The sequence below is a fragment of the Blautia sp. AF17-9LB genome (assembly GCF_003479185.1).
GTDB classification, from domain to species: Bacteria; Bacillota; Clostridia; order Lachnospirales; family Lachnospiraceae; genus Fusicatenibacter; species Fusicatenibacter saccharivorans.
Genome location: NZ_QUGU01000019.1, coordinates 16,859 through 29,892 on the forward strand (window position 1 = coordinate 16,859; position 13,034 = coordinate 29,892).

A 13,034-nucleotide genomic window follows, 5' to 3' on the forward strand; every position below is an offset into this window, starting at 1 on the left:
AAATGGTTGAAAATGCATAACATAGAGTTAAAAATGCGCACAAACGACGGGAAAATATGTTATACTTTGTACATGTTGAGGGAATAAAAACATAAAAAATGTACAAAACAACCAAAAAATTTCTGTGCTGTAAAAAGTGCGGAGGTTCCGGTTGTAAAATAACATCTTAAGGAGGATGTGCAATATGAAAAGAAAAATTGTATCAATCGTAATGGCATCAGCAATGGTATTTGGACTGGCTGCATGTGGTTCCAGCGGAGGAACTACAACAAGTTCCAGCAACGGCGGAAACGATGCATCAGCAGCAAGTGAAACCACTGCAAAATCAGAGAGCAGCGACGTAGTAGAGGGCGGCTCTGATGATGACAACACCTTAACCGTATGGACCTGGGACCCGAACTTCAACGTTTACGCGATCAAGAAAGCAGCTGAAATTTATGCACAGGATCACGAAGGATTCAAAGTAGAAGTCAGCGAAGTACAGTCCGACGACATTGAAACCCGTCTGACCACAGCAGTTTCCGCAGGAGACTTAAGCACTCTGCCGGATATCTTCCTGATGCAGGATAACTCCTTCCAGAAATATGCAACCAACTATCCGGACATCTTCACCGATCTGACCGATTCCGGAATTGATTTCAGCGAATTCTCATCCGCAAAAGTTGCTTACTCTACTCTGGATGGGAAGAACTACGGAATTCCGTTCGACAATGGTGCCGTTATCGAGTGCCTGCGTACTGATATGCTGGAGCAGGCAGGCTTCACCGTAGATGATTTCACAGATATCACCTGGAATGACTTTATGGAGAAAGCAAAAGTTGTCAAAGAGAAAACAGGCCAGCCGATCCTGACATCTCAGGCCGGATCTCCGGACCTTGTTATGGAAATGCTGCAGTCTTGCGGTGAGTCCCTTTTCAACGAAGATGGATCTGTCAACATCGTAGACAACAAAGCACTGAAACCAATCCTTGAGATTTACAGCCAGATGGTAAAAGATGGCACTCTTGTAGAGGTTACTGACTGGGATCAGTACATTGCATCCATCAACAACGGAACCACAGCAGGCGTTATCAACGGATGCTGGATTATGGCTTCCATCACAGCAAACGAAGATCAGTCCGGTAAATGGGCGCTCACCAATATGCCAAAACTGGACGGCATCGACGGAGCAACCAACTACTCCAACAACGGTGGTTCTTCCTGGGCAATTTCTTCCAACTGCAAGAAAACCGATCTTGCCATTGACTTTATGAAATCTACCTTCGCAGGCAGCACAGCTCTTTACGATGACATCATCGCAAAAGGCGCTCTGGCAACCTGGGCACCGGCAGGAGATTCCGAAGCATATGCACAGCCAGTTGCATTCTTCAGTGATGACCCGGTTTATGCAAAAATCGTTGATTTCGCAACCAAGACTCCATCCAACATCACTGGAGCATTCTACTACGATGCACGTGATGCTGTCGGAACCGCACTTTCCAATATCATCCAGACAGGAGCAGATATGGACAGCGAACTTCAGACCGCACAGGAAACTGTAGAGTTCAACATGGGTGGCTGATATCCTGCAATACATAAAAAAGTAGGACGATAAGAAACGGGTCTGCTTCCTGGACAGACAGAAGCAGGCCCGTTCTGTATCTATGCGGTGTGTGTTTGAAAAATGATTTCTGCAGGAGAACATGAAATGTTGTCTGCAAAAAGATTTTTTCAAACACACGCCAGGTAAAAAAAGAAAGGAAGATTCCATGAGCAGTCAGAAGAAAAAAGGAATGAACTTGGAAAGAAAACAGAATCTTACCGGCTGGGCTTTCCTGATGCCGGCAACGATCCTGATCGCATGGATGAGCTTTTATCCGATGATTCAGGCATTCATCCTGTCTTTACAGACAGGTATGGGCATCAACCTGAAATTCAACGGATTTGCAAACTATGCCCGTATTTTAAAAGACCCGACCTTTAAACAGACCTTAAGCAACACCTTCTTTTATCTGATTATTCAGGTGCCGATCATGCTGATCCTCGGCCTGATGTTTGCTTCCATGCTGAACAACAAAGATCTGCGTTTTAAGGGACTGTTCCGTACCTGCATTTTCCTGCCGTGCGCAACATCTCTCGTATCTTACGCGATGATCTTCCGTTCCCTGTTTGCAAATGACGGTTTTATCAACACCGTTCTCCGCGGCCTCGGCATGAACCCGATCATGTGGTTCTCCAATGCGTGGACAGCCCGTGCGGTTATCATCATCGCCCTGATCTGGAGATGGACCGGATACAACATGGTCTTCTATCTCTCCGGTATGCAGAACATTGAATATTCGATCTACGAAGCAGCCAAAATCGACGGCGCAAGCCCGCTGCAGACTTTCTTCAAGATCACCGTTCCACTGTTAAAACCGATGATTTTGCTGACCACAATTACTTCTACCAACGGTACTCTGCAGCTGTTCGATGAGTCCCTGAACCTGACAAACGGAGGTCCTGGAAAATCAACCATGACCATGTCTCATTATATTTACAATATGTCCTTTGTACAGAGCCCGAACTTTGGCTATGCGGCAGCAATGTCCATCCTGATCCTGATCATGGTAGCCATTCTGGCACTGCTTCAGATGAAAGTAGGTGACGAGCGATAATGGGAAAAACAAAGAAATTCTTCATGTATCTGGTTTTAACGGTAGCATCCCTCCTTTCTGTATTTCCGCTGTACTATATGTTCTGCGCGTCTACGAACAGAAGTATTGATGTTATTGCCGGAAAACTGATTCCGGGTACTTATCTGATGGAAAACTTCAAGTCACTGATTGCGCAGCAGAACCTGCGTCTTGCACTGTGGAACTCGTTCCGGAATGCAACGGTACTGACGGTCCTTTGTCTTCTGGTCTGCTCAATCGCAGGTTATGGATTTGAAATTTATCATGACAAAGCGAAAGATGCGGTATTTACCGTGCTTCTGACTGCGATGATGATCCCGTTTGCAGCAATCATGATCCCGATGTTCCGCATGTTTTCACAGTTAAAAATGGTCAACACGATGGTAGCATTTATGCTTCCTTCGATTTCCACTCCGTTTATGATTATGATGTTCCGTCAGGCTTCCCGTTCTTTCCCGCACGATATCATCGAAGCGGCAAGACTGGATGGTTTAAGCGAGACAGGAATTTTCTTCCGCATGTATATGCCGACCATGAAATCGACCTATGCGGCAGCAACGATTATCACCTTCATGAATGCATGGAACAACTATCTGTGGCCAAAGGTTATCTTGCAGAACAATGATTCCATTACCATGCCGATGCTGGTAGCGAACCTGCTCGGCGGCTACACTGTAGATTATGGCGTGCTGATGCTCGGCGTATTCATCTGTACGATCCCGACAGCAATCATTTTCTTCTGCTTCCAGAAGAGCTTCACAGAAGGTATCACAGGTGCTGTAAAATAAGAAAAAGAATCGAACAGAAAAGGTGGATATTTGGATGAATATCCACCTTTTTTCAAAAGATCAAAGAAAATAAAATTCCAGAAGGAGGAAAATAAAAATGGGTGTATTTCAGTATGAAAAAGTGAAGGACCCGACGTATTATGGAGAGAACCGGGTACCGGCGCATTCCGATCACAGGTATTATGGATCGGTGGAAGAAATGGAGCAGCATGTGGAAAACTTCCGTCACAGTCTGAATGGACTGTGGAAATTCCACTATGCAAAGAACTACGAGAGCACGATTCCGGGATTTGAGACACCGGAGTATGACTGCACAAAATGGGATGATATCCGCGTGCCGGCGCATATCCAGATGGAGGGATACGACGCACCGCAGTATGCCAATGTGCAGTATCCGTGGGAAGGAAGAGAAGAAATCCAGCCGGGCGAGATTCCGGAGCGGTTCAATCCGACGGCTTCCTATGTGAAATATTTTGAAGTGCCGGATCAGATGAAAGGAAAACGGCTTTTTGTTTCCTTCCAGGGAGCAGAGAGCGGTATTGCCGTATGGCTGAACGGAACGTTCCTTGGCTACAGCGAGGATACGTTTACTCCGTCCGAGTTTGAACTGACCCCGTATCTGAAAGAGGGCGAAAATAAACTGGCTGCGCAGGTTTTCAAATGGACGAGCGGAAGCTGGTGCGAGGATCAGGATTTCTTCCGTTTCTCCGGTATTTACCGTGATGTGTATCTGTACACGATTCCGGAGGTTCACGTTTCGGATCTGAAAGTACAGACGCTGCTGGATGATACGTTTACGAAGGCAGATCTGGTCATTGATACGAAAACGATCGGAAAAGGAAAAGTAAAAATTACCCTGTCAAAAGACGGAACGGCACTGCAGAGCACCGAAGGTGTGCTGGATGGGGAAACACAGTTTGTTCTGAAAGTCGATCACCCGGAACTGTGGTCCGCAGAGACACCGGTGCTGTATGATCTTCTGCTGGAAGTCACCGCAGAGGATGGAACAGTGCAGGAACTGATTCCGCAGAGAGTCGGATTCCGCCGCTTTGAGATGAAAGACCACATCATGATGCTGAATGGAAAACGCATTGTCTTTAAAGGCGTCAACCGCCACGAGTTCAGCTCCGTATCCGGCCGTGTCGTTTCGAGAGAAGAGCTGATCAAAGACCTGACAACGATGAAACAGAACAACATCAATGCAATCCGTACCTGCCATTACCCGGATGCGGTCGGCATTTATGATCTGTGCGATGAATACGGTCTTTACATGATCGCGGAGTGCAACATGGAGTCCCATGGAACGAGAGATACGGATGCGGTACGGAACGGGGATTTCTCCGGTGTCGTACCGTGCGACCGTCCGGAGTGGATGGACTGCATGCTGGACCGTGTCAACTCGATGTATCAGAGAGACAAAAACCATCCGGCGATTCTGATCTGGTCCTGCGGAAATGAATCGTTCGGCGGAAAGGTTATTTTTGAAATGTCTCAGTTATACCGGAAGATGGATCCGACCCGCCTTGTCCATTATGAGGGAGTGAACGATGACCGCAGATACAACGACACCAGCGATATGGAAAGCCGGATGTACACCACGGTCAACGAGATCCGGGAATTTTTAGCGAAAGACCGCAGAAAACCGTACGTCTGCTGTGAGTATGCCCATGCCATGGGAAATTCCTGCGGCGCGATGAAGAAATATATGGATCTGACCGAGGAAGAGCCAATGTTCCAGGGCGGCTTTATCTGGGACTATATCGATCAGTCGATTTATAAAAAAGACCGCTACGGAAAAGAGTTCCAGGCGTATGGCGGTGATTTTGACGACCATCCGTGTGATTATAACTTCAGTGGAAATGGTATCGTATACGGCGGCGAGCGCGACGCGTCTCCGAAGATGCAGGAAGTAAAATTCTGCTATCAGAATATTTCCATTGACGTGCAGAAAGACAAGGCGGTTGTAAAAAATAAAAACCTGTTTGTGAATACCGATACATTTGCATGCGTAGTACTTCTCGAAAAAGAAGGAAAGAAACTGAAAGAAGTGCCGATGGAAGTTTCGGTGGAGCCGCTTTCGGAAAAAACGGTGGAGCTGCCGATCGCGGTACAGACACTTCCGGGAGAGTATGCGGTGACCGTTTCCTTCCGCCTGAAAGAAGATACCGTATGGGGCAAGCGCGGCCATGAAGTTGCATTTGGACAGGGCGTTTATGAAGTGGAAGCACCGGCGAAAGCAGAAAAACCGGCGAAATTTGAAGTGATCCGTTCCAACCATGATTTTGGTGTGCGCGGCGAGAATTTCGATGTGATGTTCTCCGATCTGAACGGCGGACTCGTATCGTACCGTTACGGCGGCGTTGAGATGATCAAAATGATTCCGAAACCGAACTTCTGGCGTGCGCCGATCGACAATGACTGCGGAAGCCTGATGCCGATGCGTTACAGCCAGTGGAAGATTGCTTCGATGTATCTGTCCCACAAATATCCGAACGGCAGCCATTATCCGGGACTGTATGCGCCGGAAATCGAAGTACACGAGGACTGCGCAGAAGTCAGCTACCGCTATGTAATGCCGACCACACCGGCGAGTGAGTGCCGTCTGACCTACCGTGTCTTCGGCGATGGAAGTATTCAGACGACGCTGACGTATGATCCGGTGAAAGAGCTCGGCGATATGCCGGAATTCGGCGTGATGTTCAAGCTGGATGCCGATTACGACCACGTTACCTGGTACGGCATGGGACCGGAGGAGACGTATGTGGACCGCTGCGCCGGAGCAAAGCTTGGCGTTTATAAGAATAAAGTCGAAGACAATATGGCGAAATATCTCGTTCCGCAGGAGTGCGGCAACAAGGTTGGTGTACGCTGGGCAACCGTGACGAACCGCAAAGGCCGCGGTATGATGTTCAGCGGCGACAAGATGGAATTTTCCGCACTGCCGTATACGCCGCACGAGCTGGAAAATGCGATGCATCCATATGAACTGCCGCAGGTACATTATACGGTTGTGCGCGTGGCAAAACAGCAGATGGGTGTCGGAGGAGACGACAGCTGGGGTGCACAGACCCATCCGGAATACCTGATTCCGGTTGACCAGAAACTGGAATTTACCTTTACATTCCGAGGCATTTGAGAATAAAAGGAGATTTTCATGAGACAGAATATAAATTTTGGAAAACTTCTGCATGGCGGAGATTACAATCCGGAACAATGGCTGGAATATCCGGAAATTCTGGAACAAGATCTTGCGTATTTCAAAAAAGCGAAAATAAATGAAGTTTCCCTCGGCATCTTTTCCTGGGCATTCCTGGAGCCGGAAGAAGGTGTGTTTGATCTGGAATGGCTCAAAAAAATGGTAGACCGTCTGTATGAAAATGGAATTTCCGTCATGATGGCTACACCGACAGCGGCAAGACCGCGCTGGATGGCACAGAAATATCCGGAAGTACTCCGCATGGATGCGATGCGGCAGAGAAATCTGTACGGAGAGCGTCATAACCATTGCTATACCTCGCCGGTGTACCGGGAAAAAACGAGAAAGATCAATACAAAACTGGCAGAAGCGTTCAGGGATCATCCAGGCGTCATTGCATGGCATATTTCGAATGAACTAGGCGGAGAGTGCCATTGTCCGCTCTGCCAGGAGGCATTTCGGAACTGGGTAAAACAAAAATATGGCAGTTTACAGGCCTTAAACCATGCATGGAACACGGCGTTCTGGAGTCATACATACCAGAGTTTTGATCAGGTGGAGAGTCCGTCGCCAAAAGGAGACGCATCGCTGCACGGACTGAATCTGGACTGGAAACGATTTGTAACAGATCAGACAGCCGATTTTGTGAAATGGGAGATCAGCGCGCTGCGGGATGCCGGTGCCAAACAGCCTACGACCATCAATATGATGTATGATTTCAAGGGACTGGATTATCACAAGTTTGCCGACATTGTTGATTTTGTTTCCTGGGACAATTATCCGACCTGGCACAAAGAAGCGGAAGCAGTTACGGCAGCAGATACGGCGATGCAGCATGATATCATGCGCAGTATCCAGAAAAAGCCGTTTTATCTGATGGAGAGCTGTCCGTCCGCAACAAACTGGCAGCCGGTCAGCAAACTGAAAAAGCCGGGCATGCTGCATGCCGCATCCATGCAGGCCGTGGCGCACGGATCAGACAGCGTCCTGTATTTCCAGATGCGCCAGAGTCGTGGAGCTTCCGAAAAGTTTCATGGAGCGGTGATAGACCATTATGGAGGAGATGACACCCGTGTATTCCGGGAAGTGACAAAGGTAGGAGAAACCCTGGCGCAGATGCAGGAACTTTCCGGTGCCATCTGCAGTCCGAAAGTGGCTGTGATTTATGACACCGAAAACCGGTGGGCACTGGAAGATGCGGCAGGGCCACGGAATCAGGGCCTGTTTTACAAAGAAACCGTGGAAAAATCATACCGCGCCTTCCGCAGACTCGGCTTGGATGTTGATGTCATCGATGAAACGCAGGGCCTTTCGGACTATCAGATCGTGGCAGCGCCTGTGGTTTATCTGCAGCGGGAAGGATGGGTGGAAAAAGTACGGCAGTTTGTGGCCGGAGGCGGCACTTTCCTGGCAACGTACTGGTCCGGAATTGTAGATGAGACGGATCTTTGTTTCCTTGGCGGAACGCCGCACGGACTGCTGGATGTAATGGGACTTCGGAGCATGGAGATTGACGGCCTGTACGATGGGGAATGGAACGAAGGAGTTCCGGTCCCGCAAAACCGTCTGCATCTGACCCGGACGTACCGGTGCAGCAATCTCTGTGAACTGGTGAAACCATCGACAGCAGAAGTGCTGATGACTTATGGAAAAGATTTTTATGCAGGAATGCCTGCACTGACAGAAAACCAGTATGGCGCAGGAAAAGCATATCAGATCTGTGCCGGTTTTGAACAGGGTCTGTACGATGAGCTCTGCGGAAAACTGGCAGAAGAAGCAGGTGTCACATCGGTGGTGAAAGAGATTCCGGATGGCGTGGAGGTTACAACGCGCGAAAAGAATGGAATCCGGTATGTGTTCGTACAGAACTTTAATCGGAATGCCGTGGAAATCAAACTTCCGGTCGAACAGTATCCGGTGTGGAACGGACAGTATGATGGAACAATCGGAAGCTGGGAAACAGTGGTGCTGAAAGAAAACAGTCCGAATTTCCGGGAAAAATAAAAAATAAAAATGTCTCAAAACAAAAGACTGGTTTTGAGACATTTTTTTTGCAAAAAACAAATGAATATCAGGCGGTTTCGGATTCTTCGGCGGAGAGTTTTTTCTTATAATTTTCTCCCCAGCTCCACATGGCATCCATGATTGGCTGTAGGCTGTAGCCCAGGTCGGTGAGGGGATATTCTACCCGCGGTGGAACTTCTGCATAAACTTTACGGCTGACGAGCCCGCTCTGTTCCATCTGACGGAGCTGGCTCGTCAGAACCTTCTGGGAAACGTGACCGATGGATTTTTTTAATTCGCCAAAACGTTTGGTGCCTGGCATCAGATCACGGAGAATCAGGACTTTCCATTTATCACTGATTAAGGTTAAGGTAGTCTCTACCGGGCAGGCCGGGAGATCGGCTAAAGATATTGCGTTTTTTTCAGAAGCTGACATAAAAAACCTCCATTTCATAAAGATTTTCTCGTAAAAGTAAGCACGGAAAACCTTGTATTTACACAATAGTTTCCTTTTGGTAACTACAGCACAATATTGTGCTTACTTTACGTTAAGACGCTTTGGGCTTATTATAAAGCCATCGAAAGAAAAAAGCAATCCTTTCGAGAAAAAAGGTCTGGAGCGCATTCGAAAAAGGCCGAAACCAAATCATAAGAAACAAGCTCAAAAACAAAATCAAAAAACGAAAATGGAGGACATCATCATGAGTAAAGTAGTAGAATTCTTAAAAGAAAACCCGGTACAGTATTTAGCAACTGTAGGGCGCGATGGAAAAGCAAAATGCCGTCCGTTTATGTTTATTGGCGAAATGGAAGGAAAACTGTGGTTTTGTACCAACAACACAAAAGATGTTTATAAAGATATGCTGGCAAATCCGGAAATTGAAATTTCCACTTCCAGCCCATCCTATGCATGGATCCGTCTGAACGGAAAAGCTGTATTTGAAAACAACATGGCTGCAAAAGAAATGTGCATGGGAAATCCGATTGTAAAAGGCCAGTACCAAACCGCTGACAACCCGATTTTCGAGGTATTCTATCTGAACAATGCACACGGTGTAATCGCAGACTTTTCCGGAAACCCGCCGTACGAGTTTTAATCTGTCGCTATGAATTTGAAGTAAAAAGAGAAAGGAATCTGCCGCTATGGAGAGAAATGATTATCTGAAGATGTTAGTAGAGGAGATGCACTCAACCACGATGGCGACGATCGGTGCAGACGGTCATCCACAGACCCGTGTGATCGATATGATGCTGTGGGACAAGAAAGGAGTGTATTTTCTGACGGCAAAAGGAAAAGCCTTTTATGCACAGCTCATGGAGCAGGGCTATGTGGCAATTTCTGCGACGAAAGATAAAAAAGCAGTCTCTCTCCGCGGCAGAATCCAGAACATCCACAGTGAAAAGCTGGATGAAATTTTCGGAAAAAATCCATACATGCAGAAAATTTATCCCGGCGATACACGCGCGGCACTTGAGGTGTTCCGCGTGTACGAGGCCGAGGGAGAATACTTCGACATCAGCGATCCGTCGCATATCGTGCGGGACACGATCCTGATCGGCGGCGCAGAGCAGTCGATGGCTGGGTACGAGGTGGGAAACGAATGCATTGGCTGCAAGCTCTGTTTTTCAGTCTGTCCGCAGAAATGCATCGACATCACCCGCATCCCGGCCGTCATCGACCAGCACCAGTGCCTGCACTGCGGCCGATGCGCGGAGACGTGTCCGAGAGGAACGATTCGCAAAAGAGGGCAGTAGTCCCCTTATTTTAGCTACAGATTTTATGGGAATAGTGATAAGATAAAGTCTATAGAAACGATGGAAATGAGGGAATAACATGAACCAGAGTGAACGAAGAAATTTTCTGATCCAGTCATTGCTGGAAGAGAGCCGGGAGTACCGCGGAATGCAGATTCCGTCTGACAGCACCGGGCAGAGACAGCTTCTGCGGGGGCTGATGAATGTGCGCATGGTGAAAAAGAGCAGTGCAGAATTTCTGAACATTCAGGATGCGTATCTGCAGGAGGAGACGGCAAAAAAGGGCGTGACGAATGTCGACGACCTTACGCCGGTGCAGCAGGGGCTGTATCTCTGGCAGGGCGATATCACCGCGCTCCGGTGCGATGCGATTGTGAATGCGGCGAACAGCGGGATGACTGGCTGTTACGTGCCGAATCACCGGTGCATTGACAACTGCATCCATACGTTTGCGGGTGTGCAGCTTCGGCTGTACTGCGAGGAGATGATGGAAGCGCAGGACCATGCGGAGCCGACGGGGCAGGCGAAAATCACGCCGGCGTATAATCTGCCGTGCCGCTATGTGCTCCACACGGTTGGACCGATTGTGGGCGGCCATCTGACGGAAACACACTGCCGGCAGCTGGCGGACTGCTATCGGTCGTGCCTGTCACTTGCGGCGGAGAACGGACTGAAAAGCGTGGCGTTCTGCTGCATTTCCACTGGAGAATTTCATTTTCCGAACGAGAAAGCAGCGGAGATTGCCGTTGCGACGGTGAAAGAGTTTCTGGCGCAGAAAGAGACGAGCGTGGAGAAGGTCATTTTCAACGTGTTCAAGGACCGCGACCGGGAGATTTATGAGGAGCTGCTGGGAGAAAAGTAATCGCTGAAGAATGGGGAACAAAAGCAGAAAGAAAAGAAGAGGTGAATTTGTGATGTTTGAAAGTTGGAAAGAAAGAGAATTTGAAAAAAAGATGGAGCGTTTTCGCACCGCACTGCAGGAAAAAAACACGATTTTAATAGGAGCCGGGGCTGGGCTTTCGACATCGGCCGGATTTACCTACAGCGGTGAGCGGTTCCGGAAATATTTTGCAGATTTTGAACAGAAATACGGTTTCCACGATATGTATTCTGGCGGCTTCTACCCTTACGATACGCTGGAAGAATACTGGGCGTACTGGAGCAGATACATTTACATCAACCGTTATCAGGACGCGCCAAAACCGGTTTACCAGAAACTGCTCAGCCTGATGAAAAATAAGAGCTATTTTGTCATCACCACAAATGTAGACCACTGCTTCCAGAAAGCCGGATTTGATAAAAACCGTTTGTTTTACACGCAGGGAGATTACGGCCTGTTTCAGTGCTCTGAGCCGTGCTGCAAGGAAAAGTATGACAATGAAGAAATCATTCGAAAGATGCTGCTTGCCCAGGGGTATCAGATCCTGGAAGACGGAAGCCTTGTTCCGCCGGAGAACGGAAACCTGAGCATGCGGATCCCATCCGAACTGGTGCCGTACTGCCCACACTGCGGAAAACCGATGAGCATGAATCTGCGCGCGGATGACACGTTTGTGGAAGATAAAGGCTGGCATGAGGCATCCAGCCGACGCATCGATTTCCTGCTTCGTCACAACAGAGGCCATATCCTGTATCTGGAACTCGGCGTGGGATACAACACGCCGGGAATCATCAAATATCCATTTTTCAGCATGACAGCAGAAGATAAAGATAATCTTTATGTCTGCATCAACACCGGCGATATGCGTGTCCCGGATCTGATCCGTGACAGAGCGGTGTGCATTAAAGGGGATATTGGGGAAGTGCTGGATCGGATCTGAGACGGAAAAACATATAATATTCGAGAAAATTAATCACGTCACTTACGTGACGAGATGATGACATGATTGACGAGATAAATTCAACAGAGTTGCATACCTGCCTGCTGGAAATCACATTGCTGCCGCTGGCACATTACTGGCATTTCTGGTACGGCCCGCTGGATGCAGCCATCTACGGATCCTTTATCCTGGGAGCAAAAATCCTGTGGCACATCGTCGATTTCGGACGGAGTATGCGGACCGCAGCCGAAGTAAATGAACAGCTCCGCAGACGACGCATGGAGACGGTGGAGGAAAGAAGAGAAAAAATGAGAAAACGGCACTGATCTGTAAAAAGATCGGCGCCGTTTTTTGCATAGGATAGGAAGGACTACTGTGCCTTCTGTGCAATCTCTTCATCCGAAATCAGATTGCTGTGATATTCGATTTTTCCCGACAGGACATCATCGTAAAAATTCTGTTTCCAGTCGATATAATCGATGGCTTTCTGCAGTTTTTCCATCGATGCGAGCAGCGCTTCTTTTTTTACCGCGAGAATTTCTTTACGCTCCGGAATGGAGGATGGACCTTCGAGGCAGTAGGCGAGATATTCTTTCATTTCCGCCAGCGTCATGCCGCAGCGCTTCAGGCAGCCGAGGCTCTGGATCCATTTGATGTCGCGGTCGTCGAAAACGCGGTAGTTGTGGCTGTCGCGTTTTACGTTCGGGACGAGGCCTTCTTTGCAGTAAAATTTCAGGGTTTCATATGACATGCCTGTCTGGATGCAGGCTTCTTTCATGGAATACATCATGCATACCTCCCAACAAAGTTGATAACA

General features: G+C 48.2%; 12 protein-coding genes. 10 read left to right on the top strand and 2 right to left on the bottom strand.

Going from position 1 to position 13,034, the window contains the following annotated elements; all coding sequences use genetic code 11:
• Nucleotides 1-184: 184 nt before the first annotated feature.
• The 5 genes from DWX00_RS16545 (at nt 185) to DWX00_RS16565 (ending at nt 8,642) form a co-directional block, all read left to right on the top strand.
• Complete coding sequence (locus DWX00_RS16545; RefSeq protein ID WP_117801878.1) at nt 185-1,561, top strand: ABC transporter substrate-binding protein; 1,377 nt, start codon at nt 185-187, stop codon at nt 1,559-1,561.
• Nucleotides 1,562-1,748: 187 nt separating this feature from the next.
• The gene (locus DWX00_RS16550; RefSeq protein ID WP_022461293.1) at nt 1,749-2,636 is read left to right on the top strand and encodes a carbohydrate ABC transporter permease; all 888 of its coding nucleotides are present in this window, start codon (nt 1,749-1,751) and stop codon (nt 2,634-2,636) included.
• On the top strand, nt 2,636-3,442 hold the full coding sequence (locus DWX00_RS16555) for a carbohydrate ABC transporter permease (protein ID WP_243001871.1): 807 nt from the start codon (nt 2,636-2,638) through the stop codon (nt 3,440-3,442). The genes DWX00_RS16550 and DWX00_RS16555 overlap by 1 nt, the downstream gene beginning before the upstream one ends.
• A 97-nt stretch (nt 3,443-3,539) precedes the next feature.
• Nucleotides 3,540-6,578 (top strand): glycoside hydrolase family 2 TIM barrel-domain containing protein, encoded by a 3,039-nt coding sequence (locus tag DWX00_RS16560; protein ID WP_117801879.1) that lies wholly within the window; start codon nt 3,540-3,542, stop codon nt 6,576-6,578.
• Nucleotides 6,579-6,596: 18 nt separating this feature from the next.
• Nucleotides 6,597-8,642, top strand: a complete 2,046-nt coding sequence (locus DWX00_RS16565; RefSeq protein WP_118595793.1) for a beta-galactosidase — start codon at nt 6,597-6,599, stop codon at nt 8,640-8,642.
• Between the two features lie 67 nt (nt 8,643-8,709).
• On the opposite strand, the gene DWX00_RS16570 is transcribed toward DWX00_RS16565, so the two are convergent.
• Nucleotides 8,710-9,078 carry a winged helix-turn-helix transcriptional regulator gene (locus DWX00_RS16570; RefSeq protein WP_118595794.1) on the bottom strand — a complete coding sequence of 123 codons (369 nt, stop codon included), beginning with the start codon at nt 9,076-9,078 and terminating at the stop codon, nt 8,710-8,712.
• Between the two features lie 265 nt (nt 9,079-9,343).
• Here DWX00_RS16570 and DWX00_RS16575 point away from each other — a divergent pair, with 265 nt between their 5' ends.
• From DWX00_RS16575 to DWX00_RS16595, 5 genes are all read left to right on the top strand, one after another.
• Complete coding sequence (locus DWX00_RS16575; protein WP_117801882.1) at nt 9,344-9,739, top strand: pyridoxamine 5'-phosphate oxidase family protein; 396 nt, start codon at nt 9,344-9,346, stop codon at nt 9,737-9,739.
• A gap of 46 nt (nt 9,740-9,785) precedes the next feature.
• The gene (locus DWX00_RS16580; protein ID WP_117801883.1) at nt 9,786-10,397 is read left to right on the top strand and encodes a pyridoxamine 5'-phosphate oxidase family protein; all 612 of its coding nucleotides are present in this window, start codon (nt 9,786-9,788) and stop codon (nt 10,395-10,397) included.
• A 79-nt stretch (nt 10,398-10,476) separates the two neighbouring features.
• Nucleotides 10,477-11,259 carry a protein-ADP-ribose hydrolase gene (locus tag DWX00_RS16585; RefSeq protein WP_118595795.1) on the top strand — a complete coding sequence of 261 codons (783 nt, stop codon included), beginning with the start codon at nt 10,477-10,479 and terminating at the stop codon, nt 11,257-11,259.
• 52 nt (nt 11,260-11,311) lie between these two features.
• Nucleotides 11,312-12,217: an SIR2 family NAD-dependent protein deacylase gene (locus DWX00_RS16590; protein ID WP_243038045.1), complete on the top strand. Its 906-nt coding sequence runs from the start codon at nt 11,312-11,314 to the stop codon at nt 12,215-12,217.
• 62 nt (nt 12,218-12,279) lie between these two features.
• The gene (locus DWX00_RS16595; protein WP_118595796.1) at nt 12,280-12,543 is read left to right on the top strand and encodes a hypothetical protein; all 264 of its coding nucleotides are present in this window, start codon (nt 12,280-12,282) and stop codon (nt 12,541-12,543) included.
• A gap of 44 nt (nt 12,544-12,587) precedes the next feature.
• Here DWX00_RS16595 and DWX00_RS16600 read toward each other — a convergent pair whose 3' ends face one another.
• Complete coding sequence (locus DWX00_RS16600; protein WP_238046113.1) at nt 12,588-13,007, bottom strand: MerR family transcriptional regulator; 420 nt, start codon at nt 13,005-13,007, stop codon at nt 12,588-12,590.
• Nucleotides 13,008-13,034: the final 27 nt, after the last annotated feature.

What these genes read in the sequence shown, in the direction of transcription:
- DWX00_RS16545 (WP_117801878.1), top strand. Translation starts at nt 185, where the DNA reads ATGAAAAGAAAAATTGTATCAATCGTAATGGCATCAGCAATGGTATTT.
- DWX00_RS16550 (WP_022461293.1), top strand. Translation starts at nt 1,749, where the DNA reads ATGAGCAGTCAGAAGAAAAAAGGAATGAACTTGGAAAGAAAACAGAAT.
- DWX00_RS16555 (WP_243001871.1), top strand. Translation starts at nt 2,636, where the DNA reads ATGGGAAAAACAAAGAAATTCTTCATGTATCTGGTTTTAACGGTAGCA.
- DWX00_RS16560 (WP_117801879.1), top strand. Translation starts at nt 3,540, where the DNA reads ATGGGTGTATTTCAGTATGAAAAAGTGAAGGACCCGACGTATTATGGA.
- DWX00_RS16565 (WP_118595793.1), top strand. Translation starts at nt 6,597, where the DNA reads ATGAGACAGAATATAAATTTTGGAAAACTTCTGCATGGCGGAGATTAC.
- DWX00_RS16570 (WP_118595794.1), bottom strand. Translation starts at nt 9,078, where the DNA reads ATGTCAGCTTCTGAAAAAAACGCAATATCTTTAGCCGATCTCCCGGCC.
- DWX00_RS16575 (WP_117801882.1), top strand. Translation starts at nt 9,344, where the DNA reads ATGAGTAAAGTAGTAGAATTCTTAAAAGAAAACCCGGTACAGTATTTA.
- DWX00_RS16580 (WP_117801883.1), top strand. Translation starts at nt 9,786, where the DNA reads ATGGAGAGAAATGATTATCTGAAGATGTTAGTAGAGGAGATGCACTCA.
- DWX00_RS16585 (WP_118595795.1), top strand. Translation starts at nt 10,477, where the DNA reads ATGAACCAGAGTGAACGAAGAAATTTTCTGATCCAGTCATTGCTGGAA.
- DWX00_RS16590 (WP_243038045.1), top strand. Translation starts at nt 11,312, where the DNA reads ATGTTTGAAAGTTGGAAAGAAAGAGAATTTGAAAAAAAGATGGAGCGT.
- DWX00_RS16595 (WP_118595796.1), top strand. Translation starts at nt 12,280, where the DNA reads ATGATTGACGAGATAAATTCAACAGAGTTGCATACCTGCCTGCTGGAA.
- DWX00_RS16600 (WP_238046113.1), bottom strand. Translation starts at nt 13,007, where the DNA reads ATGATGTATTCCATGAAAGAAGCCTGCATCCAGACAGGCATGTCATAT.